Below are 25,510 nucleotides of genomic sequence, written 5' to 3'. Positions count from 1 at the left end.
TTATGGCTGAACAAGGTTATAACGCATGGCAAGGTGCGTTAGTTTGACATCACTGTCAATGTTCAGTTTTTCAAAAATACGATAGCGGTAAGTATTTACTGTTTTAACACTCACAAACAATTTATCTGCGATATCTTGCGCACTATGACAACTTACAACCATCATTGCGACCTGCATTTCTCGCTCAGAAAGTTGATCAAATGGAGAAAGTTGTGTATCTGCTAAATAAGAGCTTGCCAGTTGTTCTGCAATATCAGCACTAAAGTATTTACCACCTTGTGTGACTTTTTTAATAGCACGAATCATTTCTTCAATTGGCGCACCTTTCGTAATATAGCCTTTTGCACCTGCTTTTAAAACCAAAGATGGATAGGGTTCTTCTGCAAGCCCACTGACAGCAATGACTTTAGTTGTTGGTATACTTTGTACGAGTCTACGAGTTGTTTCAATGCCACCAATACCGGGCATGTTTACATCAAGTAAAATAATATCGGGTTGATGTTGGCGCGCAAGTACGAGAGCATCTTCTCCGGATTCAGCTTGTCCAATTACTTTAATATCGACCTGATCGGTAAGCATTCGACAAATGCCTGTTCTCACCAACTCATGGTCATCTACGACTAAAACTGAAATCACGTTTGGTTACCTCATAAATTGATCTTTTTTGTTACATAAAGCAAATTAAACTTGCAATCGCAACACAAAATTAGCAATGCTATCTTAAAATATTACCTGAAATTTACGCATAGTTATTGAAATTAATGCAAGTAACTGCTTTGTGCAAATGTAAGGCATATTTGTGGTAATAAGCAAATTTATCTTATCACCCTTTTAGTCGAGTGAAGTATTGTGAGAAGTTTAAAGAAGTCTTTAGTGCACATGTTAAGTGTGCCTCTTTTATTGAGTTTGAGCTGCCATAGTTTTGCAGATTTGACGATTGATGGTAAACCTGCACCGCATCAAAATTTATCTACACATGATGTAAAAGAATTATTAGCAGATGATGATGAGTTAGAGTTAACCCCGCAAGGGAGTACGACAGCATCAACAACGTTACGCCAAAGCAATGGTGCACCGCCTGCAATGCATTCAGGGGTTGTTGATACAACATTTATGAATAATGCAGGGCCAAATGTTCATGCAGGTTCAGCATTGGTGATGGATGCTCAAACGGGTGAGGTATTATTTAGTAAAAATAGTAACTCCTCACGCCCAATGGCATCTATTACAAAGTTGATGACAGCTGTTGTAACTGCAGATGCTCATTTAGATATGTCGCAAGATATTACTTTAGAGCCGATCGATTTTGATGGGCCTAAGAAAGCAAGTACTAAATTACGTGCTGGCGATAAGATGAATCGTGCAGAAGTATTGCTTGTAGCACTCATGAAATCAGAAAACCCTGCAGCAGCAGCATTGGCACGAACATACCCAGGTGGTAAGCCCGCTTTTATTGCAGCAATGAATGCAAAAGCACGTGAACTAGGAATGAGCTCAACGCATTATTTTGAATCAACAGGCTTAGACCCACGTAATGTTTCATCTGCACGTGATTTAGCAATTTTGGTTACGCAAGCCTATAAATATGGGGTGATTCGTCAGTTCTCATCAACACCACATTATGATTTTAACTTGGGCTATCGTATGTTAAATGCGAGTAATACCAATGCACTTGTACGTAATGGTGGATGGAATATCAATTTATCTAAAACAGGCTTTATTAATGAAGCAGGTCGTTGCGTTGTTATGCATACGACAGTGAACTCGCGTCCTGCTGTTGTTGTGCTTATGGGTGAGCCGACAACGCAAGCACGTAATACAGATGCAACTGACTTATTAAATTGGTTAACTGGTTTACCAAAAGATACCTGAGTTAAATCTTTAGACTTGCTTTTTACAATAAAAAAATCCCTGTTAGATAACAGGGATTTTTTTATGTATGTACTTTTTTATTTATCCATATGAGATAAAATTGAGTTTTTCACATCATTCATTGTTGCATCAATGGTTAGCATTACTGCATCGGCACATTGTTTAATTGCAGTATCTGGGTCTTTAAGTCCATTACCTGTTACGGTACACACAATCACTGAACCTTTAGCAATTTTACCTGCTTTAATATCACGAATAGCACCGCCAATAGATGCAGCAGATGCAGGCTCGACAAATACACCTTCGTACATTGCAAGCATACGTTGGGCATCTAAAATTTCACTGTCTTGTAGCTCATCGAACCAACCGTTTGAGTCGCGTACAACAGCTTTTGCATGATTCCAGCTTTGTGGGTTACCAATACGAATGGCTGTCGCTACTGTTTCAGGTGCTTCTACAGCTGCGCCACGTAAAAATGGTGCTGCGCCTGATGCTTGATAGCCGACCATTTTAGGTAGACCTTCAGGTTTTGGACCTGTAAATTGGTCAGTTGTTGCATCATAAACCACTTGCTCGAATTCACTTGCAGGTTGGTTTGCAACAGCTTCTGTATAACCCATCCAATGAGCAGTAATATTTCCTGCATTACCTACAGGTAGGCAGTGGTAGTCAGGTGCTTTACCAAGTGCTTCTACAATTTCATATGAAATTGTTTTTTGCCCTTGTAAGCGGTAAGGGTTAATCGAGTTTACAATCGTTACAGGTGCTTGGTCTGCCATTTCTTTGACAAGACGCATACCATCATCAAAATTACCACGAATTTGCATGGTAATTGCGCCGTACATCATGGCTTGAGCCATTTTACCCATGGCAATTTTGCCTTCAGGAATAAGTACAAATGCTTTGATGCCTGCACGTGCTGCATAAGCTGCGGCAGCGGCAGAGGTATTACCTGTAGAGGCACAAATGATTGCTTTTGAACCCGCTTCAACAGCTTTTGTTACAGCCATGGTCATACCACGGTCTTTAAAAGAACCTGTTGGGTTTAAGCCTTCATATTTCACATAAATTTCAACATCTTTGCCAATAATACGTGGAATATTTTCAAGTTTGATTAGTGGTGTATTTCCTTCACCTAAAGAGATTGCACGTGTAGTTTCTGATACAGGCAAGCGGTCGCGATAGCGATCTACAAGTCCAGTGTAGCGATTGGCATTAGACATGATGATGTTCCAATAATATGTGTAAAACATGCGAGACTGTAATTTGTCTCGCAAATGAGCTTAAATTAATTTTCAAGAGATTCCAAGCGGATTCGAGTCACTTCACCATGTGTTGCAGGCAGTGCTTGGATTTTAGCAATGGCTTCATCCATTTTTGACTCAACAATCGGGTCTGTCATAATGACGACAGGAACACGGTCTTTCAAACGTGGTTGTTGCATAATGGCATCGATACTAATACCACAATGGCTTAAAATTGTTGTGATATCTGCTAAAACGCCTTTGTTGTCATCAACATTGACACGTAGATAGTATGCTGTGGTCATTTCTTCGCGTTTTAGAATTTTAATATCTTCAAGTGATTCAAACGCAAGTTGTGGAATTGTTCCTGAACCGTCTTCGGTATATGAAATATCACGTACAAGATCGATGACATCTGCAACAACAGCAGAAGCTGTTGGGCCACCACCTGCACCAGGACCATAATACATGGTTTGACCCACAGCACTTGCTTTCACAGACACAGCATTTTGAACGCCATTTACGTTTGCTAGAGGTTGTTCTTCAGGAATTAATGTTGGGTGAACACGGAGTTCAATACCATTTTCAGCACGGCGTGCGATACCTAAGTGTTTAATACGGAAGCCAAGCTCTTCAGCATATTTCACATCTTGTGCTGTAATTTTACTAATACCTTCAGTGTAAACCTTCTCAAATTGTAACGGGATACCAAATGCAATAGAGGCAAGTAATGTCAGTTTATGTGCTGCATCAATGCCTTCCACATCGAAAGTTGGGTCTGCTTCTGCATAGCCGAGAGCTTGTGCTTCAGCAAGTACATCTTTAAACTGACGCGATTTATCGCGCATTTCTGTCAGGATAAAGTTACCTGTACCATTAATAATACCAGCTAACCAGTCAATTCGGTTTGCTGCAAGTCCTTCACGCATGACTTTAATAATAGGAATGCCACCTGCGACCGCAGCTTCATACGCAATTTGTACAGTATTGTTATCGGCAGCTTCAAACAGTGCGTTGCCTTCTTCAGCAAGTAATGCTTTATTTGCGGTAACAACTTGCTTACCGTGTTTAATTGCTTCTAAGATTAGATCATGTGCTGGATGAAGCCCACCAATCAACTCAACGACAATATCAACATCAGGTTGACGAACGATTTCAAATAAGTCGTCACTTTGTTGAATGCCTTCTAAGTTGAGATCTGGACGAGGACGGCGAGTGCCTACGTGAGTAATTTGAATTTCTCGACCTGTACGGCGTTTAATTTCTGTAGCATTTTCTTGTAATAATTGAAGAACTCCACTACCAACGGTACCAAGACCAAGTATAGCCAGACGAACTGGTTTCACGTCACACTCCAAAATAAATATTAGCAAATGATCTTAGATCATAGCTAAAAAAAACGGCAGAGTGTAGGTGAAGATTCACGAATCTTCACCTATTTTAGTATTATTTTTCTAATTTTTTAACAATATCATCGGCTGAAAGGTAACCACCGAGGTAGTGGCCATCTTGACTGTAGATAGCAGGTGTGCCATTTACGCCAATATTTAGACCCAATAAGTATTGTGATTTTACTGGATTCTGACATTGAGCAGGTGCAATTGCTTCACCCTTAACCACAGATTCAAATGCAGCTTTACGGTCTTTACTACACCAAATGCTTTCCATTGCAGGTAAGAATTGTTCACCACGTGGCCATGCAATGTAACGTACTTCAATACCTTTAGCTGTAATTTCTGGTAGAGATTCATGTAGCTTATGGCAGTAGGGGCAGCTTGCATCGGTAAATACATAAACGATATGTTTTGTTTGGCCTTGTGCAGGATAAACAATGAGATCTTTTGTATTGAGAGCTTCAAAAATTTTTTGATTTTCTTGAGCCTGTAGACCTTCGCTTACGTTATGAAGTTTTGTATCGCCTAAACGTAAAATATCGCCTTGAATAATATATTTACCATCTGCTGTTGCATAAACAGAAGGCATACCCTCTAAATTTACCCAGTAAATATTTGGAACTTCGGTTTTTTTGATATCTGTAACTTTAATTTTAATATTTGCTTTTTCCAACTGTTCTTGGAACGTTGTAATTAAGCGTTGTTTCTCGTTACGCTCTAAAATTGGTGACACATCACCTGTTGCAGGGCTTGTTGCTGTAAGTGAGTCTGATTTTGTTGTTGCTGCTTTGTCTTTTGAGCAACCAGAAAGTAATGCAGTCACACTAATGGCACAAGCTAGGAGCGTTTTAGCGTAAGGAAAGGTCATAAAAAACTCTTTAACTAATCAATAAGAATAAAAATAGGTCTTAAGCATATCAAAAAATATGCAAAAATTCGTGAATTTTCATTAACGACTGTAGCAATGATAATGAACAGTTTTACGGGCGTGGATGGTGCTCGGCATGTACTTTTTGCAGTCGGACTTGTGCAACATGCGTATAAATTTGGGTTGTTGATAAATCACTGTGTCCTAATAACATTTGCACAACTCTTAAATCGGCACCGTGGTTGAGTAGATGTGTTGCAAAAGCATGTCTGAGTGTATGCGGAGAAAGCTCTGTTTGAATATTGGCAATAATTGCATATCTTTTTATGGCATACCAAAAGTTCTGCCGACTCATAATACCGCCATGTTGAGTCAAAAATAGATAGTCAGTGCTTGATTTATATAAATGTGGTCGCGATTCATTGAGGTATTTTTCAATCCACTCTGTAGCAACTTGTCCCATAGGTACAAGGCGTTCCTTATTGCCTTTACCCAATATGCGTAAATAACCTTGGCGTAAATTGAGTAAATCAATTCGCAGGTTAATTAATTCACTGACGCGCAAACCACTTGCATATAAAACCTCGAGCATAGCTCGATCGCGAAGTCCTAAGTAGGTGTGAATGTCTGGAGTTTGAATGAGTGCTTCAACATCTTCTTCACTTAAGTCTTTGGGTAAAGCTCGACCTAACTGCGGTGTCTTATGTGTTTCTAAAGGGTCATCTGTTCTTAGTTTTTGCTCACGCATGAACTTAAAGAAAGAGCGCAGAGCTGAAAGAATACGTGCAATTGAACGTGGACTTTTCCCTTGTTTTGTCAGTTCAATGAGTACATCTGAAATATCATCTTTGCACCACTGTGGTAAGGGCAGGCGACACAGTTGTGCGCATTGTGTTAAGTCAGATAAATAAGCATTTCGTGTATGAGGACTGACCGTTTGTGCGACTAAATAGTCTCTGTACCCAATAAGAAAAGGGAGCTCTTTAGGTATCTGAACAGGCGCGGGAACGCGCGGTTTTTTATTGTTTAGCATGCTGACATCATAGTGAAAAATAATTTGCTTGAGAAGTGAAAAATAATAAATGTTGCATTTGGTTAATAACAGTTTATGTGTATGCAAATTGTTCTCATTTATGTTTATAATAATTAAAAATGTTAAGGAAGCTGCGCGGTGCTGTTATCAGAGTTAAAGGTCAAGCAAGCTGCTGTTATACAAAAGATTAATCATTTAGATTCTACAGATGAAAAAGGTGATTTAATTGCTAGCCGATTGGAAACTTTAGGATTCTTACCAGGAACGCTTGTGAAAATCATTGCGCGAGGGATATTTGGTGGTGATCCAATTTTAATTCAGATTGGTTTTACACGTTTTGCATTAAGAAAGTCCGAAGCAGAAAAAATTGAAGTAAATAAAGAAGGAGCTCATTCATGAGTGAGATACTTCGTGTTGCTTTAGTGGGAAATCCCAACTGCGGAAAAACTTCAGTTTTTAACCAGTTGACAGGGACTCGTCAAAAAGTAGGAAACTATGCGGGTGTGACTGTTGAGAAGAAGGTCGGTTTTTTTACGTTACCTTCAGGTAAAGCGGTTCGTGTGCTCGATTTGCCGGGAACATATAGTTTAGATGCAACCAGTCCTGATGAGGCAGTCACACGTGATGTCTGTTTAGGAAAAGTGGAAGCAGAAGCAGAGCAAGATGCATTTTTATGTATTGTTGATGCAACGAACTTGAGTCTACATTTAGGTTTAGTACTTGAAGTGATTGCATTAGGACGACCTGTTATGGTCGTTCTGAATATGATGGATGAAGCACGTCGCCGTGGTATTCAAATTAATGTTCAAAAGCTTTCAGAGCGTTTGGGTGTACCTGTTACAGAAACAGTTGCCAAAAGTGCATCAGGTGTAGCAAATTTAACAAAAGCACTTGAACAACAGCGTTTTACTGTGCCACATACTGAGTTAAGTGGTTTAGTGGGTAACTCTCATCAAAAAGCACAAAAAATTCTTGATGATGTGATTGTCTTTGTAGAAAAAGAAGATAAACGTACTGCATTTTTAGACCGCATATTCTTACATCCTGTGCTAGGTCTAATTAGCCTTGCATTTTTAATGTTTATTGTATTCCAAGCAGTATTTACTTGGGCTGCACCATTTATGGACAGTATTGAAAGCGCATTTAAATGGTTGAGTGAGTCAGTCGGTGGTGTGATTACACAGCCGATGCTACATAGCTTAGTTGCAGATGGTATTATTGCAGGTGCAGGTAGTGTTTTAGTTTTCTTACCCCAAATTCTAATTCTATTTTTCTTTATCTTACTTTTAGAAGAAACAGGTTACTTACCTCGAGCAGCATTCTTACTCGATAAACTGATGTATAAAGCAGGGTTGAGTGGACGGTCATTTATTCCATTGCTCTCAAGTTTTGCATGTGCTGTACCGGGTATTATGGCAACTAGAAGTATTAATGATCCACGTGATCGTTTAACAACAATTTTAGTCGCTCCACTGATGACATGTTCTGCACGTCTTCCTGTTTATGCTTTACTTATCTCGGCATTTATTCCAAATACGCAAATTTGGGGCTTTTTAAGCTTACAAGGTCTCGTTTTATTTGCTTTGTATATGGCGGGCATACTAAGTGCCTTGGTTGTTGCTTTTATTATTAAGCTCTTTCAAAAAGATAAGTCTGAATATGCACTGCTTATGGAGTTACCAAGCTACCGTTTTCCAAATATGAAAAGTATTGCCATTGGTTTATTAGACCGAGGGCGTATTTTCTTAAAACGTGTAGGCGGTATTATCTTTGCTCTTTCAATTTTATTGTGGTTTTTAAGTACATTTCCTCAAGCACCTGACAATGCAACATTACCTGCGATTGATTATAGCTTTGCAGGTCAGCTAGGGCATTTTATTCAACCTTTATTTGCGCCAATTGGCTTTAACTGGCAAATTTGTATTGCTCTAATTCCTGCAATGGCAGCGCGTGAAGTTGTGGTTGCTTCATTGGGAACGGTATATGCTTTATCAGGTGCGAATGATGATGCAGTTGCACAAGGTTTAACGCATTTAATTAGTTCGCCGGGTTCAGGTTGGACCGTAGCAACTGGACTGTCTCTACTTGTTTGGTTTATTTACGCACCACATTGTATCTCAACGCTTGCAACTGTACGCCGTGAGACTGGCTCATGGAAAATGGTTGCCTTTATGACAATTTATTTGTTTGGACTTGCTTATTTTACAGCATTTCTGACTTATCAAATTGCCTCACATTATTTTGGCTAAGAGGAGGCTAAAATGGTTGAAATGATTATTGTCGCAGCATTGGTTATTTGGAGTGCAATTTATACGTTTAAGAAGGTTTTTCCAAAATCTGCTTTTAAAGTATTTAATGGTATTGCAAATGGTTTCCAAAAACAGGGATGGACTAAGCTTGCAGCTTGGGTTAGACCTGCAATGGTTTCAGGCTGTGGTGACTGTGGTTGCAGTAGTTCGCCAAGTAAAACCAAAGTTCCTGAAACTGTAAAAGCAGTAAAATGGAAGTAAGTTTTTAATAAGAGAAATAAAGAGCCATCATAAAGATGGCTTTTTTACGTGAATAACACAAAAAAACAGAGTTGGTGTTTAATCTATAAAAGCAATCTAAAAAGCAAAGTGCTACCATTCATAAAAGTAAAAGAATGACTCTTGGGGCATAAATGTTAATACAGCGTGGTGGTTTAAAGGTTGTTGCTGGCCTTGGTATATCTGGCGTATCTGCCGTAAATTTTTTAGTAGATTCAGGGTATCGAGTCGCTGTAATCGATTCTAGAGAAATTCCTCCCGGGTGTGACAAAATTCCTCAAGATATTCAAAAAGTATTTGGTTGTTTAGACGAAGAACTATTATTACAAGCTGACGAGATTATTTTAAGTCCGGGGTTAGCTGTAGATCTACCTGAAATTCAACATGCAATAGCACAAGGTATTCCTGTTATTAGTGAAATTCAGTTGTTAAGAAGAGCAACAGAAGTGCCAATTGTGGCAATTACAGGATCAAATGCAAAAAGTACAGTGACCACTTTAATTGGCTTAATGGCAGAAGCTGCAGGAAAAAAAGTTGCTGTAGGTGGCAATCTTGGTCGTCCTGCACTCGACTTATTAAAAGATGACCCTGAATTAATTATTTTAGAGCTTTCTAGTTTTCAATTAGAAACGACGTCGAATTTAAATGCAGATGTTGCTGTTGTTTTGAATATGAGTGAAGATCATTTAGATCGTCATGGCACAATGCTCAATTATCATCAGGCAAAGCATCGCATTTTTCAGCAAGTGAAAAAAGTTGTTTATAACAGAGATGATGCACTCACACGACCACTTATTCCCGATGCAATACCAATCCAAAGTTTTGGTTTAAATGCACCTGACATGAATGAATACGGTATTTTAAGAGATACTGACGGTACGATTTGGCTTGCCCGTGGTAGAGAGCGGCTTCTATGTAGTAATCAAATGTATATCCAAGGTATGCACAATATGGCAAATGCTTTGGCATGTTTGGCATTGGGAGAAGCCATTGGCTTACCATTAGAGGAAATGCTCAATACTTTAAGAACGTTTAAAGGCTTAGAGCATCGTTGCCAATACGTTACTACAAAAGGCAATGTTCGCTACTATAATGACTCCAAAGGCACTAATGTTGGTGCAACTGTTGCAGCAGTTGAGGGTCTAGGACAAGCATTGGCTGCTGGTGGTGAGGGTAAGGTGGCTCTTATTTTGGGCGGTGTAGGTAAAGGGCAAGATTTTACAGTTTTACGTTCAGCCATACAGCAGTTTGTAAAAGTGGTTGTTCTGATTGGAGAAGATGCATCTCAAATATCTCAAGCGATTGCAGGAACGACAAAAGTTGTTTTTGCGAAGACATTAGAAGAAGCAGTGCAGATTTGTCATGAAATGACAGTAATGAATGATGTTGTTTTATTATCTCCTGCTTGTGCAAGTTTTGATATGTTTAAAAATTATGGTGACCGAGGACACCAGTTTGTAAAATATGTAGAGGCCTTATCCGAATGATTCAAAAAAAAGAGCGCTTAGGAGTAAGTCCAAGTGTAAGGCTACAGCTACAGGAAGTCTATACACGTATACGTGGTTTAGTACCTGCTGAAATTACAGTAAGAAATATTTTAATCTTTTGTGTTTTTACATTATTGATCATTGGTACAGTTATGGTGGCATCGGCATCTATGCCATATGCTGCAAATGTACAAAATAATCCATTTTACTTTTTAGAGCGCCACATGATTTCAATCATGATTGCTCTATGTGTCGCATTTGTAGTTTCGAGGTTTGCGTTAGAAAGTTGGTTTAAAAGCATTTTTCTTTTATGGCTTATTACGATTGCCTTATTATTTGTAACTTTCCTGATTGGTACAGAAGTAAATGGTGCACGGCGTTGGATTCGTCTCGGCTTCTTTACGTTACAGCCTACAGAAGTCGCTAAAATGATTATGGCTGTATTTACAGCAGATTATGTTGTGCGCCGTGCTAGCGAAGTTAGGGATCGTGGATGGATGGGATTGATGCGTTTGGCATTAGTCATGTTCGTATCTATTGTTCTCATTATTTTAGAGCCTGACTTTGGTTCAACGGCTGTAATTGTTATGATGATGGTAGGAGTCTTTTTCCTTGCAGGAGCACCTATAAAACAGTTCTTGGTGATGGGTGCAGTTATTGTACTTGCTCTTGCATCATTGGTTGTTTTTGAGCCTTATCGTTTGGAACGACTGCTCTCATTCTCTAACCCTTGGGCAGATCCATTGGGGGCAGGTTATCAGTTATCGAATGCTTTAATGGCCTTTGGACGAGGTGAATGGTTTGGTGTGGGGCTTGGACATAGTATGCAAAAAATGTCTTACTTACCTGAGGCACATACAGACTTTATGCTTGCAATCTTAGGTGAGGAGTTTGGCTTCTTTGGTATTTTTACAGTACTTTCTTTAGAGTTTTTGATGCTTGCATGTTGTGTGCGAATTGGCTATCGAGCATTAAAGAATAACTATCTTAGAGCAGGCTACTTGGCTTATGGAATTAGCTTTATCTTTTTAATGCAAATTCTAGTAAATGCAGGAATGAATATGGGAATGTTACCAACGAAGGGTCTAACGTTACCATTTATTAGTTATGGCGGTTCATCACTGATGATGTGTGCAGCAATGATTACACTGATTCTTAAAATTGATGCATCGACTAAAGAGGAAAACCCAACCAAAGAACTTTCTAACTTTTAACTGTATTTTGACTAAAAAAGCACTTTACCTAAGATATGGGTGAGGTGCTTTTTTATATTTAAAGATATATGTCAGGTAGGGTATTTTGTTTTGGAATAAGATCTTTTTGCCATTGAGAAATTGCCTGTTGTAGCATGATTGTAGGTCGGTCTAGTTCTACGAAAGGTTGTTTGAGTGCAATGAGTGCTTGCTGTAAAAGCTGAGATGCATTTGAAGGATCGAGCGCTTGTGCCATATTCTGTTTAGACAACTTTTGACCTTGGTCATTCATTGCTAAAGGTAAATGCATATACTTGAGAGGTGGATAGCCCAAGAGTTGTCCGAGCCAAATTTGTCGTGCTGTATTATCAAGTAAATCTGCGCCACGAACGACATGTGTAATATCTTGGAGGTAATCATCTACAACAACAGCAAGTTGATAGTTGATAATACCATCACGCCGTTTTAAGACAAAATCGCCAAGTTCATGTGCAAGGTTAGCAGTCTGATTCCCTTGTAAAGCATCTATAAATTCAATAGGTTGATCATTTACTTTTACGCGAATTGCTTGATTTTCAAGTGCTAGATCAAGTGTTTTACATGTACCTTGATAAATGGCATTTGAACCCAACATTTTTCGAGTACATTGGCAGGCGTAAATGTAATTTTTCTGCTGTAGTTTATGCAGTACATCATTGTAAATATGCAGTCGATCCTTTTGAAAAAAAATTTGACCATCAATTTCAAACTCAAAAGCATCTAAACATTGAAGAATATGGGTTTCGCTGCCGGGGTATATGCGCGGAATATCGGTATCTTCTATACGAACAAACCATTTTCCATATCTTGATTTTGCTTCACAGTAACTTGCGACTGCTGTAATGAGTGAACCAAAATGCAAAGGGCCGGTTGGCGATGGCGCAAACCGACCCCTATAAGGTGTGTTTTCTGAGTGTGATACACCCATAGTTTAGCCTTTATTTTGTTTTTCTTTAATTTCTGCCAATGTTTTGCAATCAATGCAAAGTGTTGCTGTTGGTCTTGCTTCTAAGCGACGTAAACCAATTTCCACACCACATGTTTCACAAAAGCCGTAATCATCATTTTTAATTGCTTCAATTGATTTCTCAATTTTACGAATAAGGCGACGTTCACGGTCACGAGTACGCAATTCAATTGCAAACTCTTCTTCTTGTGTTGCACGGTCATTAACATCAGGAAGAGCTGTTGACTCATCTTGCATTGTATTTAAGGTACGGTCTACTTCTGACATTAAGTCAGTTTTCCAAGCTAAAAGAATTTTTCTGAAGTGCTCTAATTGCGCATCAGACATATATTCTTCATTTTTCTTTGGTTCATAAGGTGCAATACCAAAAAGGCTTGCTGTAGAACCGCTGCTTGCTGTTTTAGGTTTTACTTTGCGACCACGTTTTGGCGCTTCACCTTCAACAGTTGTTTGCTCATCTAGGACTTGGTTTAGAGTATCATTTGCCATATAGGGCATTCCTCATCATATACGTCAAAGCTACGTACTCGTTAGGGTGAGATGCAAATTTTTATTATTGCCCTCAAAAGTGTAAAACCACAGATTTAAGGGCTCGTTATCATAAAGACTTTTTAATGACTTGGGTAGTCCTTAAAGCATATCTGATGCAAGATAAGCCTTACCGATGAGCTAAGTTAATATAAATTCTAGAAAAATAAAAGTTAATAGCCTGAAATATTTTCATTTATTTGAGGTAAAGGGGCTGCTAGGCGATGAACTTGTGTTTCAAAATGACCATTATCATGCAAGTGAATGGCACGATAGCCAGCTTGAATGGTATCGAGTGCGAAATCTTTACTTTTAGGTTTAAATTGAACAGATGTTGAAGGCACAGATAAAAATTGAATGTTATCTAATTCAATTTTTGCTTCCTGATGCACATGCCCTGAAATGATGGCTTTTACTTGGGGATATTTCTTTAATATTTTAAGTAAGGCATCAGTATTTTTTAAGCAATGTGTGTCAATCCATTCAGATTCCATGAGAAGTGGATGATGATGGCAGCCAATAACTGTATGTAGTGTCTGATTTTGCTCGAGTAAACGGGCTAGCTTTTCTAGCTGATCTTCCGAAATACATCCATCAATGCGCCCTTTTACTGCACTGGTTAGAAGAATAATACACCAATGATCTAAGTGGATAATAGAAATAGGGCTGTTCTGATGGTATGGAAAAATACTTAGATCATCATGATTTCCCGGAACTTGATAAAAAGGTATTTTAAATTTTTCCATATGTTGCAGATAACGTTGATAGGTTTCTGCTTTTGCGACTTGGGCAACATCACCTGTATGAATGATGGTATCAATATTTTTGTACTTCGCAATCATATCATCTGTAATTTGATGAAATGTATGCTCTGGATCAATTTGAATAAATTTATTTTCGGGTGAATCTGTTAAATGTGTGTCACTAATTTGGATAATTGTTTTCATTCAGGGTATATTCCCATCAATAGAAAGGATCACTTTTAAAGCGTCTTAATATGCTGTTGAAGCCATTGTAAAGCGATAATGACTGGTGCATTACGAAGTTGGCAGTTTCTGAAAATTGTATCTAACTCATTATAATTGAATAGGTGCAGTTGAATATTCTCCCCCTCTTGCGCTAAGCCAAAAATACCACCATGACTAGGCAGTTTAGCTTGTGCTGTATATAGGTAGAAAATTTCATCACATGACCCTGCCGAAGGATAAAAGGTAAAAAGATGTTTATGGTCATAAAGCTCGCAGCCTGACTCTTCAAGACTTTCTCTATAAATACAACTTTCAGGTGTTTCATTGCCATCTAAAACCCCTGCAACAACTTCAAGATGCCAAGGGGAGTGTGTATCATCTAATGCGCCAACACGAAACTGTTCAATGAGAGCAAAGCGTTTTTGTTCGTCATTATAGATGAGAACACCAGCTGCTTTTTTACGTCGAATGAGTTCTCTTTCTACAACGCGTGAGTAATTATTTTGATTGAATAGCCGATATTGTAGGCTTACTTTTTCTAGTTTTACAAAACCTTGATATATTGATTCTCGTGAGAGAACGTTTACATCATTTTGTGTATATTGTTCTTTCTTTATCATCAATATGATCAACTTATATAAATTGGCATGCTTAATAACTATGCTAACTGAGAAGTCTCATTGAATAAATGCTTATTTTTGGCCTAAAAGCGATATAAATAATGATAATAATGATAAGTGTGATGAAGTTTGCGCATTCTTGCTATATTTTTTTGAAAAAAACACTGAGTTATTTATTGTAGATAGCTTATATATAGAAATAAGCTATCTACAAGTTTAGAAAAATTTAAATAGGTTCAGCAACTTTAGCTAAGTTTCTAACATTTTGAGAAATTTTCATTGAACAGAATTTAGGGCCACACATTGAGCAAAAGTGAGCTGACTTATGAGCTTCTTTTGGCATGGTTTCATCATGCATTTCACGTGCTGTATCAGGGTCTAGACTGAGATTAAACTGATCTTCCCAGCGGAACTCAAAACGTGCTTTTGAAAGAGCATTATCTCTTACTTGCGCACCCGTATGTCCTTTTGCAAGGTCTGCTGCATGTGCTGCGATTTTATAAGTGATAATGCCATCTTTGACATCTTTTTTGTTTGGTAAGCCTAAATGTTCTTTTGGTGTAACATAACAGAGCATGGCTGTACCATACCAACCGATCATTGCAGCGCCAATAGCAGATGTAATATGGTCATAGCCGGGAGCAATGTCCGTTGTAAGTGGGCCAAGCGTATAAAAAGGTGCTTCTTTACATACTTCAAGTTGTAGATCCATATTTTCTTTAATCATATGCATAGGCACATGACCCGGACCTTCAATCATGACTTGTACATCATGTTCCCATGCTTTATGGGTGAGCTCACCAAGTGTGCGTAGCTCATTAAATTGTGCTTCATCATTTGCATCTTGCAAGCATCCGGGACGTAGTCCATCTCCTAAGCTAAAGCAAACATCATATGCCTTCATAATTTCACAGATATCATCAAAATGCGTATATAAGAAGTTCTCTGTTTGATGTGCCAGACACCACTGTGCCATGATTGAACCACCACGAGAAACAATACCTGTGAGACGGTTTGCAGTGAGAGGAACATAGTCACGTAATACACCTGCATGTATTGTAAAGTAATCAACGCCTTGTTCTGCTTGTTCAATCAGTGTATCTCTAAATATTTCCCAATTAAGGTCTTCCGCAACGCCATTTACTTTCTCTAAAGCTTGGTAGATTGGCACTGTACCAATAGGTACAGGTGAGTTGCGAATAATCCATTCTCGTGTTTCATGAATGTTTTGACCTGTAGATAAATCCATAATGGTATCTGCACCCCAGCGTGTTGCCCAAGTCATTTTGGCAACTTCCTCATCAATAGAAGAACCTAGAGCAGAGTTACCAATATTGGCATTAATCTTGACCAAAAAGTTTCGACCAATAATCATTGGTTCAGATTCGGGGTGATTAATATTTGAAGGAATAATAGCGCGCCCTTCAGCAATTTCTTGGCGTACAAATTCTGGTGTAATTTCAGTAAGATTTTTTGCACCAAAGTTTTGTCCTGCATGTTGTCTTGAGTCAACGGCAGCATGCTGTTTTTGGTTTTCACGAATGGCCACAAATTCCATTTCAGGTGTAATAATACCTTGCTTGGCATAGTGCATTTGTGTGACATTTTTAGATTGCTTTGCACGGCGTGGTTTTTGGATATGTGCAAAGCGGATGTTAGCAGTACGAATATCTTTTGCACGCTGTTGACCAAATGCTGAGCTTAAATTCGGCAGTTCTTCAGAATCTTGGCGTTCTTCAATCCATGATTGGCGTAAATGAGGTAATCCTTGATTTAAGTCTATCTCTACACTTGGGTCGGTATATACGCCTGAAGTATCGTAAACTAAAATACCATGATTTTCTTCACCACCTAATCCTTCTGGTGTATCAGATAGGGCAATTTTTCGCATAGGTACGCGAATACTTGGGTGAGAGCCTGAAATGTAAACTTTGCTGGATGCAGGTAAGATTCGAGTTAAATCTTTTGCATCTTGCTCATGTTGCTTTGAAGTGTTAGATAGATTCGTTAATTGGTTCATTGACATGATCCTTATGAAAAAAATCAACGAATCAAGCTCAACCAAAAACGGTGGCGGATTTATCCTAATAAAAGAATAGATAGGGCATAAGTTTGAGGTGGCTTGATTCCTACGCAGGTCTTAACCTGATCAGGTTCAACGGTACTCACCATCAAGTAGAACTTAGGTGATCTCAGCGAGTTTTTACTCGCGCTCCGTCAAGCGGTTATCCAAGACTAGCATGTTTTGAGCAAAATGGGTAAATCTAAAAATCTTGTTTTGTAGTGAAGCTAGTTGAGATACTGCCTAAATGTGTGACGCAAATAGAATCGCTAAAACAGTCTCTATTAATGTGTGTACTGTCAAAGCTTAAAGGGTCGTATAAGCCGATATACTGATCAAGTTGCTTCATATCTTTAATGGTTTCTGCACGTTTAGAGCGTTGTTCCACTGGACTAAGCTCTATTGGAAGCTTTAAATCACGTGTTGTTACAGGTATTTCAATAAACTTTAAGAACTTCATTGCTTTTTCAGAAAGCTGAGAGTGACCATTGTTTGCAAGCGCCTGTATTTCTTTGAGCGCTTCAGGATGGATATTTTCTTCACCTTCATAGTTTGTTGAGATAGGCATATTCGGCAAACCATGAAACAGAAAACGTGTATAAGCAAATTTCAGGCGTTGAGCATCTTCAAAGAAAATACTATTTGGGTAAGAAATTGTATAACTTTCCCAAAACTGTGCACGATCTGCAATTTCTTGCCATGTGAGATTAAAGGTATTGTCAGATATAACAGGTTGCTCATTTTGCCGAGCGAGATTAACAATAAACATTTGCTCTGCTGCCGGTAGAAATGGTGCAAAAATGTCGCGTAAGTAACTTGGCTGTCTGCGATATTTGGTTCTGTTATTTCCTGAATCATATAGCTCATAGTAAGCAGCATTGCTTTGGTGTTCTATAAGATATTGATCGCGCTTGGAAAAGTGAGACTCGTAATTCTGCTGTAAAGTTGGGTATGCACTGGTATTAATTGCATATTGTTCAAAGTATTGCTGTTGTTCAGGTGTACGATCTGCAAATAAAAAACGTTGGTACATTGCTGTTGTTGCATAAATAAGTAAGGTACGATCATTTAAGCTAAACTGAGGTAGGCACTGCTTTAAACGAAAATTTACTTGTTCAAGTGCTTCGACTGTACTTCGATTATCAATATGCTGAATATCTTGTCTTAAATATGTACAAGGGTTTTCTGGTGTAATAGATGATTTAGATTGATTGTCTTGCTGTGTAGAGGGGAGACTCTCTTGATGGCAACCATTAAGCAGTGAGCAAACTATCATGAATATGAAGACAACTCTTTTGCTCATATCGTTGAAACCTGCATATTAATCCTTGTACCGATAGGAGTCTTTAATTGTAAACACTTCATTGGAATTTAATAAATATGATGTGTTTTTGATGTGCATAAAACTGTAATTTCATACAGTATTTTAGTAAAAATAATCAATATTCAATTGAACGGGTTAGAACATTTGTAAAGTAAGTTTGATATGAAATAAATTCTTTCACAGTAAATGATTTGTAATTTTTATCAGGTTATCAATAATAAATCGTATTTTTAATATTTGTCATGAAATGTTCAACTTAATTTGCTCTAATAGTTAAGTTTTTGATTTTTTGGAGATCCCCCTTGAGCGTAAAAAATCCGATGTTATCACATCATATTTCCTCGCAGTTTAATGAAGACCTACAAGAAGTAAATGCCAAGTTTATGGCAATGGGTGGTCTTGTCGAGCAGCAAGTAACTGATGCAATTCATTCACTGTTGGATAATGACATTGCACTTTCTGTGGATGTTCAATATACAGAGAATACAGTGAACCGCTTAGAACGCGAGATTGATGAGTTGCTTACAATTATTCTTGCACGTCGTCATCCTGCTGCCATTGATTTAAGAATGGTTATTGCAATGAGTAAAGCCAATACAGACTTAGAAAGAATTGGTGATGAAGCAAATAAAATTGCACGTATTTCTCAAAGTCTTAGTGAGGAAAGAAGTACTTCTTATGGGTTCATGGAAGCTCGACATATTGGTAATCAAGTCAGAGTAATGATTCATGAAGCTTTAGATGCTTTTGCACGTTTAGATACAGATCAAGCATTGAAAGTATTGCGTGCTGATGCAGATACAGATCGTGAGTATCAATCAGCGACACGAATGCTGATGACATATATGATTGAAGATGCACGTCAGATATCACGCGTTCTTAATGTACTTTGGGTCTTACGTTCATTAGAGCGTATTGGTGATCATGCACGTAATATTGCTGAACAAGTAATCTATATTGTAAAAGGTCTAGATGTACGTCATGCGAGTATGGATGAGATTGAGAAGAAAGTGCATAGTGACTCAAATAAGTCAGAGTAATTAATACATACATAAAAAAGGCCCCAAACCTTGGGGGAGATTTGGGGCTAATAAGCTTTATAAACTTTGTATTATAAAAAGAAGGTTTATTCCTCTCTATGTGATAAATCATATGAAAAATCGTGGTATTTGTCTGCGATCTTCTTGTAAGTAGATGTTTTATTGTAATAGCTATTTGTAATTGTATGTAATCTAAAAAATAAGGTCTATATAAGACCTTATTTTTTAATAATAATTATTCAGGCTTCCAACCTTCGGCAATTTCTATACTTTCATCATTTGAGAAAAACTTTTCTCTTTGCTCTTCCAAAAACTGTTTTGCTTCTGGTTCAAAAACATTGAGGCGTTTCTCATTGATTAGCGTAGTTTGATGTTGTAACCACGCTTGCCATGCTTGTTTTGAAACATTGTTAAAGTAGAACTCGCCTTTAGGGCCTGGAAATGGTGCAAAATCTAAGCCTTCCATTTCCTTTTGGTATTTTTTACAAAAAACTTGATGTGACATATTTTCTCTCGTTTTAAGCTGTTGCGTAGAGTTTTTCTAGACGTGTATGTGCTCTAGCAATAGCAGCTTCCACTTGTTTTGGTGCAGTACCACCAATGTGATCACGAGCACTTACAGAAGCTTCCAATGTGAGTGCTTTATCGTATACATCAGCCTCGATCAGTGTAGAAAATTGTTGTAGCTGTTCAAGAGAGAGTTCAGATAAGTCTTTATCTTCTTCAACAGCAAGTGCAACGGTTTTACCTACAATTTCATGTGAATCACGAAATGGAACACCTTTCTTAACAAGGTAATCTGCAAGGTCTGTAGCAGTTGAAAAACCACGTAAAGCAGCTTCACGCATAGATTCAATATTTGGTACTAATGCAGGAATCATATCTGCGAATGACATTAAGCACCCACGAACTGTATCGATTGCATCAAATAAAGGTTCTTTATCTTCTTGGTTATCTTTGTTATATGCCAAAGGTTGCCCTTTCATTAGTGTAAGTAGACTAATGAGGTCACCAAAAACACGACCAGATTTACCACGAACAAGTTCCGGTACATCAGGATTTTTCTTCTGAGGCATAATTGATGAACCAGTACAGAAGCGATCAGGAATTTGAATAAACTTAAACTGAGCAGAAGTCCATAGAATAAGCTCTTCTGACATGCGTGAGAGGTGCATCATAATTAAAGAAGCTGCTGCATTAAACTCAATGGCAAAGTCACGATCAGAAACTGCATCTAATGAGTTTTCAGAAACCTCATCAAATCCTAAAAGTTCGGCAGTATAGGTACGATCAATTGGATAAGTTGTACCTGCAAGTGCTGCAGAACCTAAAGGCATGCGGTTTACGCGTTTACGGCAGTCTTGTAGGCGTTCAGTATCACGTACAAGCATTTCAAACCAAGCCATGAGGTGGTGGCTGAACGTTACAGGTTGAGCTGTTTGTAAGTGAGTAAAGCCAGGCATTATTGTAGCGGTATGTTTTGTTGCAAGACTTAAAATACCCAGTTGTAAGCGTTTTAATGTTTGTAATACTTCATCAATTTCATCACGTAGATAAAGACGAATATCTGTAGCGACTTGGTCATTACGACTACGACCAGTATGTAGTTTTTTACCTGTAATACCAATGAGCTGAGTTAAACGTGATTCAATATTCATATGAACATCTTCAAGGTCGATGCGCCATTCAAATTTTCCTGATTCAATTTCAGTTTGAATGTCTGTAAGGCCATGAATGATGTCATCACGTTCTTGTGCTGTAAGTACCCCAATTTTTGCAAGCATTTTCGCATGTGCAACTGAGCCTGCGATGTCTTGTTTATAAAAACGTTGGTCGAATTGTACGGATGCTGTGAATTCAGCAACAAAAGCATCTGTCGCTTCTGAAAAGCGTCCGCCCCACATACCAGAGGTTTGAGATAAAGGGGTCGTTGAATGATTTGAAGATGTGCTCATGATCGCTCTATTACAATAATGGATAGGTTTATTTTAAGGGGCTTCGCTATATAAATATACGGTTTGTAGCGATTTATCTTAAATAGGTACTATTGTCACTTTTCATTAGAGTTATAACTTTTATTTAAAAGTATTAACTTCAGTTGTTGTCAGTGAACGCAAGCTATATTGTTTATAATTAACAAAGCTGAAAGGTTATTGCAAATTTAGGCTTTATTCATCGAATTATAAAACTACTCAGATAGCTATTATATGTGTATCTCTTGGGTATAAGTGAGAAAGTTTCTTCAATGATTTGTTGAGTCGATGTTTGTTATAGAGAAAAGCACAGCAATATGACTTGCAATTTCTAGAGATCAAGTTAAGTTTAGGCTTAACTGAAAAGTATTTATTGGGCACATATGAAAACGCTGAGAATAGCAACACGCCAAAGTCCATTGGCTCTTTGGCAAGCAGAGCATATTAAGGCTCGATTAGAAAAATTACATCATGGTTTAACTGTAGAGTTAGTGACTTTTGTAACGCAAGGGGACAAAATTTTAGATACCCCATTGGCAAAAATTGGCGGTAAAGGGCTATTTGTAAAAGAGCTTGAACAAGCATTGTTTGACGGTCGTGCAGATTTGGCTGTGCATTCTATAAAAGATGTACCGATGCAGCTTCCTGAAGGGTTAGATTTACCTGTAATTTGTGAAAGAGAAGATCCCTTCGATGCTTTTGTCTCAAATAACTACTCACATTTTAATGATTTACCTCAGGGTGCGGTCGTTGGCACATCAAGCTTACGTCGTAAATGCCAAATTTTAAATTACAGACCAGACTTAGTCATTAAAGACTTACGCGGCAATGTTGGTACAAGACTATCTAAGTTAGATAGTGGCTTATATGATGGAATTATCTTGGCAAGTGCAGGGCTCAAACGATTAGAGCTTCATGATCGTATTCGCCATACGCTTGACCCAGTAACGAGTTTACCTGCTGTAGGTCAAGGTGCTTTAGGCTTAGAGTGTCGTGCAAATGACCAAGAAGTACTTTCTCTGATTGAACCATTAAAGCATTTTGAAACGGAAGTATGCGTTCGTGCTGAGCGTGCTTTTAATGCCTACTTGGAGGGGGGGTGCCAAATTCCTATAGCAGGATATGCTATTTTGGAAAATCATCAGCTAGTGATGCAAGGAAGAGTCGGTAGTGTTGATGGTAAAACGTTATTGAAGGCAGAAATACAAGGTCAGTTAGACCATGCTGTCGCAATAGGTGAGCAGCTTGCCAAGAATTTATTGGAGATGGGTGCAGGGCCTTTATTAAAAGATCTACACCTGTAATTTGCCATGCTATTTATAAATACGAGACCTCGTGATAGAGCTGATGCTTTAACACGGGAAATCTGTAAACAGGGTATAGATGTATTGGATGTGCCTTTATTGCACTTAGAGTCAGTTGCTTTATCGGAGCAATTGACTCAGCAATTTCATGCTTTACCACAAGCCAATATAATTATTGTTGTTAGTCCAACGGCTGCGAAAATAGGATTATCTTATTTAGCTCAAGTATTTCAAGAAACCCCTCAATTAGAGAGTATCCATTGGATTGCAGTTGGTGCAAAGACGGCTGAGGTATTAAAGGCGGCAGGTATTAATGCGCATATTCCGAAGGTTGAAACATCTGAAGGAATGCTAGAATTACCTATTTTAAAGCAGGCAAGTATACAAAGTATTGCTTTTTGGCGGGGAGAAGGTGGGCGTCAGTTCATGATGAGTCATCTTGCCCAGAAAAATATTAATATTATAAATATGATACTCTACAAACGCAGCTTACCAAGAGAAACAGTTACGAGTTTTCAACATGTTGCTGAAATATTAAAACAGTATCATCAAAAAATTTATGTTTGTATAAGCAGTGAAGCAAGTTGGTTAAACTGGCTTAATCTTCTTAAGCATGATTTGGATGTGGTAAGTAAGTGCCACTATATTGTTTTGGGTGCACGATTGCACAGTATTGTTGCGAAAAATATCCCTTTAGAGAAAATACTTCTAGCTTCTAATTTAAAAGCCAATGAATTAGGTAGTTTGATGCAGCAGTGACAGGAAAAGTTATGAATAAACGGTGTGTGGGTCTATTTATTGTCAGTTTTTTATGGATGTCTAAATTGACTTATGATCAACAGCAGTATATTCAGTCTATCGATGATTTAAAATCTCAGGTTACACGTACGGAACAATCAATTAATCATATTAATGACCAAATGGTTGCAATGCAAAGGCAAGGGCAGTCTGCTCCTGCTCAGAAAATAACTAAAGAAAAACTAAAGCAATCAGATGTTCAATCAGGGGTGACGATACAATCACCAATAGTGATTAATCCTGTTTTACCAGTACAACAATCTTTAGAGTTGATTCAGTTTGCGGTAGACCAACATGAAAATGTATATGCACTTGAGCATTTACAACAACTTTTACAAAGCTTAGATAAATATAATATTTCTTCTGCATTAAAACAAAGTCTATATGCTTCCCTAGAGGGAGATCAAAAGCTTATCGAAGCATCTAATCAGCAACAACTATCACAACAAGCTTATGCAAATAAATTATTGGCTCAAATAGATCAGCAGTTTTTTAAAATACTAGATACCAATGTAGAAAACTATCAACCTGTTCAAGCACAGAGTTTTTGGGAAAAGATTATTTCTATACAGCCTTTAAAACAGAATCCAACAGATCTTATTAGTCAAAGACTTGTTGTGAAAGAGGCGCAATTAAGACTTGTACTTGCGCGACAGATGTTAAATTTGGGGCAATATGATCAATATGTTGCGAGTTTAGATGATATTCTTATTTTATTAAATCAAGCTCCTCGTTTTAATCAGCCAATGGTTCGTCAGGCATTAGAACAAGCAAAAAGCATTTCTTTTAATGGAACACCTAAATTACATACTCCAATTTTATTAGACTAGGCTAAGGCTATGAAAAAAATTCTACTTTCTTATTTAGTCATTGCCGTAGTTTTAATTGGGTTTTGTACATTACTTAGCCATGGGCAGGGTGCAGGCTATGTATATTTACTATTTCATGGTTGGCAAATTCAGGGCTCATTTTTAGGTTTTCTTCTTTTTACGCTACTTGTTAGCTTATGTATTCAGCTAATAGGTTATATGGCTCGACGATATGCAAATCGAAAAAAGCGTATACACCATCAGGTGGAAAGTTTTTCAAACCTACATCCATATGAAAAATTGGGTATTTTATGGTTGCTAGGTGCAGAAAGACAAAAACAAACTGTTGTTGAAAATATTTTTACTGCATCAACTTTATTAAATCATCTCATTCAGGCCGCTTTTTTACGCCAACAAGGGCAGTATGATGCTGCTTTAAAGCAATTAGAACAAAGTCCACCAGTTGCTTTTGAGTTGGTCACATTACAGCGTATAGAGGTATATTTACTTGATGGGCAAGGCGAAGATGCATTTGCACACTTAGAATTATTGTCATCACATCTTTTACAACCTGTATGGTTAAAAGAGTTAGAAGAGGGGTATCAGCAACGCTTAGGTGAACTATGGAGTAAGTTTGCAATACAATTTCCTTGGTTATATTTATATGCTACTCAATGTGGAACGCTAACTGCAGATGCAAATACGATATGGCTAACACAAATTTTAGAAACCTTTGACCAAGCTGTACCTGAGCAGCTTGAAAAACTACAGCAAAGATATTTAGATTTAAAAACAAATCATATTGATATAAGTATTCGTACAAATAAAATTTTATGGTTAAAGGTTTTAATGCGTTTGCCTGATATGCAGGTAGAATATGAAGAGCTTGCAACATCACTGCTCAATGATATGTTTGATCAAGATGTATTCTTTATGTGGTTTGAACAGAGAATGCTGGGCGATGATGTAAATTATAATGATATAGAAAAACAAGTAATGATTTGGGAGAAGAAATATTCAGATATGCCTATTTTTTATTTTGTGAAATGGCATATTTTCCAAAAAAATGGCAAATATAAGGAAGCTGAAGAGTTATTAAGTAAATATCCAGATCATGTTCTACTAAGCTACTTACGAATAAAAGTACATATTCAAGATAATCCTGTTTTGGTGCAACAGCTTAAAAATATATTTGAAGCAAACCCACAATTTCTCAAAATTAATATTTAAAAATATTAAGTATAGAAAGAGCGATCTGTATAACTATTGTTCTTTTTTACAGGATTAATTTTATTTACAGTTCTGTATATTAAATTGACGTGTAGGATAATATTTATAGATGGAGAGTGGTTTCTATATATCCATCTGATTTATAGTTAATAAGTATTAATCTTAATATATAAACTATGTTGGTATATATTTATACAGTAAATATATACTTATTTATTATAATTGATTA

The 25,510-nt window shown here is 37.6% G+C and carries 23 protein-coding genes, 1 pseudogene and 1 riboswitch; of the genes and pseudogenes, 11 read left to right on the top strand and 13 right to left on the bottom strand.

Going from position 1 to position 25,510, the window contains the following annotated elements:
- Window positions 1–636, bottom strand: a complete 636-nt coding sequence (gene gacA / locus P256_RS10000) for a response regulator transcription factor GacA (protein ID WP_023273562.1) — start codon at window positions 634–636, stop codon at window positions 1–3.
- A 213-nt stretch (window positions 637–849) separates the two neighbouring features.
- On the opposite strand from gacA, the gene P256_RS09995 reads away from it, so the two are divergent.
- On the top strand, window positions 850–1,872 hold the full coding sequence (locus P256_RS09995; protein WP_023273561.1) for a serine hydrolase: 1,023 nt from the start codon (window positions 850–852) through the stop codon (window positions 1,870–1,872).
- A 77-nt stretch (window positions 1,873–1,949) separates the two neighbouring features.
- On the opposite strand, the gene thrC is transcribed toward P256_RS09995, so the two are convergent.
- The 4 genes from thrC to xerD all read right to left on the bottom strand — a co-directional run bounded on the left by thrC (window position 1,950) and on the right by xerD (window position 6,411).
- Window positions 1,950–3,095 carry a threonine synthase gene (gene thrC, locus P256_RS09990; protein ID WP_023273560.1) on the bottom strand — a complete coding sequence of 382 codons (1,146 nt, stop codon included), beginning with the start codon at window positions 3,093–3,095 and terminating at the stop codon, window positions 1,950–1,952.
- 65 nt (window positions 3,096–3,160) lie between these two features.
- Complete coding sequence (locus P256_RS09985; protein ID WP_023273559.1) at window positions 3,161–4,462, bottom strand: homoserine dehydrogenase; 1,302 nt, start codon at window positions 4,460–4,462, stop codon at window positions 3,161–3,163.
- 100 nt (window positions 4,463–4,562) lie between these two features.
- Window positions 4,563–5,378, bottom strand: coding sequence for a DsbC family protein (locus P256_RS09980; RefSeq protein ID WP_023273558.1), 816 nt, complete (start codon window positions 5,376–5,378; stop codon window positions 4,563–4,565).
- 112 nt (window positions 5,379–5,490) lie between these two features.
- Window positions 5,491–6,411 (bottom strand): site-specific tyrosine recombinase XerD, encoded by a 921-nt coding sequence (gene xerD / locus P256_RS09975; protein ID WP_023273557.1) that lies wholly within the window; start codon window positions 6,409–6,411, stop codon window positions 5,491–5,493.
- Window positions 6,412–6,549: 138 nt separating this feature from the next.
- Between xerD and P256_RS09970 the strand changes: the two genes are divergently transcribed.
- The 5 genes from P256_RS09970 (at window position 6,550) to ftsW (ending at window position 11,640) form a co-directional block, all read left to right on the top strand.
- Window positions 6,550–6,810, top strand: coding sequence for a FeoA family protein (locus P256_RS09970; RefSeq protein WP_023273556.1), 261 nt, complete (start codon window positions 6,550–6,552; stop codon window positions 6,808–6,810).
- A complete protein-coding gene (gene feoB / locus P256_RS09965; protein WP_023273555.1) occupies window positions 6,807–8,660 on the top strand; it encodes a ferrous iron transport protein B in 1,854 nt (617 codons plus the stop codon). Before P256_RS09970 ends, feoB begins: the two co-directional genes overlap by 4 nt.
- A gap of 12 nt (window positions 8,661–8,672) precedes the next feature.
- The gene (locus P256_RS09960; RefSeq protein ID WP_023273554.1) at window positions 8,673–8,921 is read left to right on the top strand and encodes a DUF6587 family protein; all 249 of its coding nucleotides are present in this window, start codon (window positions 8,673–8,675) and stop codon (window positions 8,919–8,921) included.
- A 152-nt stretch (window positions 8,922–9,073) separates the two neighbouring features.
- Window positions 9,074–10,426 (top strand): UDP-N-acetylmuramoyl-L-alanine--D-glutamate ligase, encoded by a 1,353-nt coding sequence (gene murD, locus P256_RS09955; RefSeq protein ID WP_023273553.1) that lies wholly within the window; start codon window positions 9,074–9,076, stop codon window positions 10,424–10,426.
- Window positions 10,423–11,640 carry a putative lipid II flippase FtsW gene (gene ftsW / locus P256_RS09950; protein ID WP_023273552.1) on the top strand — a complete coding sequence of 406 codons (1,218 nt, stop codon included), beginning with the start codon at window positions 10,423–10,425 and terminating at the stop codon, window positions 11,638–11,640. Before murD ends, ftsW begins: the two co-directional genes overlap by 4 nt.
- A 58-nt stretch (window positions 11,641–11,698) precedes the next feature.
- Here ftsW and gluQRS read toward each other — a convergent pair whose 3' ends face one another.
- The 6 genes and pseudogenes from gluQRS to P256_RS09920 all read right to left on the bottom strand — a co-directional run bounded on the left by gluQRS (window position 11,699) and on the right by P256_RS09920 (window position 18,079).
- Entirely contained in the window at window positions 11,699–12,586 is an 888-nt protein-coding gene (gene gluQRS, locus P256_RS09945) for a tRNA glutamyl-Q(34) synthetase GluQRS (RefSeq protein ID WP_023273551.1), read from the bottom strand.
- A 3-nt stretch (window positions 12,587–12,589) separates the two neighbouring features.
- Window positions 12,590–13,114 carry an RNA polymerase-binding protein DksA gene (gene dksA, locus P256_RS09940; protein ID WP_023273550.1) on the bottom strand — a complete coding sequence of 175 codons (525 nt, stop codon included), beginning with the start codon at window positions 13,112–13,114 and terminating at the stop codon, window positions 12,590–12,592.
- 212 nt (window positions 13,115–13,326) lie between these two features.
- A complete protein-coding gene (gene cpdA / locus P256_RS09935) occupies window positions 13,327–14,100 on the bottom strand; it encodes a 3',5'-cyclic-AMP phosphodiesterase (protein WP_023273549.1) in 774 nt (257 codons plus the stop codon).
- 35 nt (window positions 14,101–14,135) lie between these two features.
- Window positions 14,136–14,747: an NUDIX domain-containing protein gene (locus P256_RS09930; RefSeq protein WP_040332146.1), complete on the bottom strand. Its 612-nt coding sequence runs from the start codon at window positions 14,745–14,747 to the stop codon at window positions 14,136–14,138.
- Window positions 14,748–14,988: 241 nt separating this feature from the next.
- Window positions 14,989–16,761, bottom strand: a pseudogene (gene thiC, locus P256_RS09925) (phosphomethylpyrimidine synthase ThiC); the annotation flags it as partial.
- Between the two features lie 89 nt (window positions 16,762–16,850).
- Window positions 16,851–16,968, bottom strand: a riboswitch (TPP riboswitch).
- 37 nt (window positions 16,969–17,005) lie between these two features.
- The gene (locus tag P256_RS09920; RefSeq protein ID WP_155756759.1) at window positions 17,006–18,079 is read right to left on the bottom strand and encodes a hypothetical protein; all 1,074 of its coding nucleotides are present in this window, start codon (window positions 18,077–18,079) and stop codon (window positions 17,006–17,008) included.
- 350 nt (window positions 18,080–18,429) lie between these two features.
- On the opposite strand from P256_RS09920, the gene phoU reads away from it, so the two are divergent.
- The gene (gene phoU, locus P256_RS09915; protein WP_023273545.1) at window positions 18,430–19,167 is read left to right on the top strand and encodes a phosphate signaling complex protein PhoU; all 738 of its coding nucleotides are present in this window, start codon (window positions 18,430–18,432) and stop codon (window positions 19,165–19,167) included.
- Window positions 19,168–19,402: 235 nt separating this feature from the next.
- Here phoU and P256_RS09910 read toward each other — a convergent pair whose 3' ends face one another.
- Both P256_RS09910 and argH read right to left on the bottom strand, forming a co-directional pair.
- Window positions 19,403–19,672 carry an oxidative damage protection protein gene (locus P256_RS09910; RefSeq protein WP_023273544.1) on the bottom strand — a complete coding sequence of 90 codons (270 nt, stop codon included), beginning with the start codon at window positions 19,670–19,672 and terminating at the stop codon, window positions 19,403–19,405.
- Window positions 19,673–19,685: 13 nt separating this feature from the next.
- Window positions 19,686–21,122, bottom strand: a complete 1,437-nt coding sequence (gene argH / locus P256_RS09905; RefSeq protein WP_023273543.1) for an argininosuccinate lyase — start codon at window positions 21,120–21,122, stop codon at window positions 19,686–19,688.
- A 401-nt stretch (window positions 21,123–21,523) separates the two neighbouring features.
- Between argH and hemC the strand changes: the two genes are divergently transcribed.
- Genes hemC through P256_RS09885 form a run of 4 tightly spaced genes read left to right on the top strand, consistent with a single transcriptional unit; the run spans window position 21,524 to window position 25,281 of the window.
- Window positions 21,524–22,444 (top strand): hydroxymethylbilane synthase, encoded by a 921-nt coding sequence (gene hemC / locus P256_RS09900; protein ID WP_023273542.1) that lies wholly within the window; start codon window positions 21,524–21,526, stop codon window positions 22,442–22,444.
- A 6-nt stretch (window positions 22,445–22,450) separates the two neighbouring features.
- Window positions 22,451–23,203, top strand: coding sequence for a uroporphyrinogen-III synthase (locus tag P256_RS09895; protein ID WP_023273541.1), 753 nt, complete (start codon window positions 22,451–22,453; stop codon window positions 23,201–23,203).
- Window positions 23,204–23,214: 11 nt separating this feature from the next.
- On the top strand, window positions 23,215–24,072 hold the full coding sequence (locus P256_RS09890; protein ID WP_023273540.1) for a hypothetical protein: 858 nt from the start codon (window positions 23,215–23,217) through the stop codon (window positions 24,070–24,072).
- Between the two features lie 9 nt (window positions 24,073–24,081).
- Window positions 24,082–25,281, top strand: a complete 1,200-nt coding sequence (locus P256_RS09885) for a tetratricopeptide repeat protein (RefSeq protein WP_023273539.1) — start codon at window positions 24,082–24,084, stop codon at window positions 25,279–25,281.
- Window positions 25,282–25,510 lie beyond the last annotated feature (229 nt).

The sequence above is a fragment of the Acinetobacter nectaris CIP 110549 genome, assembly GCF_000488215.1.
GTDB classification, from domain to species: Bacteria; Pseudomonadota; Gammaproteobacteria; order Pseudomonadales; family Moraxellaceae; genus Acinetobacter; species Acinetobacter nectaris.
The sequence above is the reverse complement of the archived record's forward strand: the minus strand, read 5'-3'. Positions and strand labels throughout refer to the sequence as shown.

Coding starts and splice junctions, on each gene's coding strand:
- P256_RS09910 (WP_023273544.1), bottom strand. CDS start 19,672: ATGTCACATCAAGTTTTTTGTAAAAAATACCAAAAGGAAATGGAAGGC.
- cpdA (WP_023273549.1), bottom strand. CDS start 14,100: ATGAAAACAATTATCCAAATTAGTGACACACATTTAACAGATTCACCC.
- P256_RS09960 (WP_023273554.1), top strand. CDS start 8,673: ATGGTTGAAATGATTATTGTCGCAGCATTGGTTATTTGGAGTGCAATT.
- hemC (WP_023273542.1), top strand. CDS start 21,524: ATGAAAACGCTGAGAATAGCAACACGCCAAAGTCCATTGGCTCTTTGG.
- P256_RS09890 (WP_023273540.1), top strand. CDS start 23,215: ATGAATAAACGGTGTGTGGGTCTATTTATTGTCAGTTTTTTATGGATG.
- murD (WP_023273553.1), top strand. CDS start 9,074: ATGTTAATACAGCGTGGTGGTTTAAAGGTTGTTGCTGGCCTTGGTATA.
- ftsW (WP_023273552.1), top strand. CDS start 10,423: ATGATTCAAAAAAAAGAGCGCTTAGGAGTAAGTCCAAGTGTAAGGCTA.
- feoB (WP_023273555.1), top strand. CDS start 6,807: ATGAGTGAGATACTTCGTGTTGCTTTAGTGGGAAATCCCAACTGCGGA.
- P256_RS09920 (WP_155756759.1), bottom strand. CDS start 18,079: ATGATAGTTTGCTCACTGCTTAATGGTTGCCATCAAGAGAGTCTCCCC.
- P256_RS09980 (WP_023273558.1), bottom strand. CDS start 5,378: ATGACCTTTCCTTACGCTAAAACGCTCCTAGCTTGTGCCATTAGTGTG.
- argH (WP_023273543.1), bottom strand. CDS start 21,122: ATGAGCACATCTTCAAATCATTCAACGACCCCTTTATCTCAAACCTCT.
- P256_RS09885 (WP_023273539.1), top strand. CDS start 24,082: ATGAAAAAAATTCTACTTTCTTATTTAGTCATTGCCGTAGTTTTAATT.
- gluQRS (WP_023273551.1), bottom strand. CDS start 12,586: ATGGGTGTATCACACTCAGAAAACACACCTTATAGGGGTCGGTTTGCG.
- xerD (WP_023273557.1), bottom strand. CDS start 6,411: ATGCTAAACAATAAAAAACCGCGCGTTCCCGCGCCTGTTCAGATACCT.
- P256_RS09895 (WP_023273541.1), top strand. CDS start 22,451: ATGCTATTTATAAATACGAGACCTCGTGATAGAGCTGATGCTTTAACA.
- thrC (WP_023273560.1), bottom strand. CDS start 3,095: ATGTCTAATGCCAATCGCTACACTGGACTTGTAGATCGCTATCGCGAC.
- dksA (WP_023273550.1), bottom strand. CDS start 13,114: ATGGCAAATGATACTCTAAACCAAGTCCTAGATGAGCAAACAACTGTT.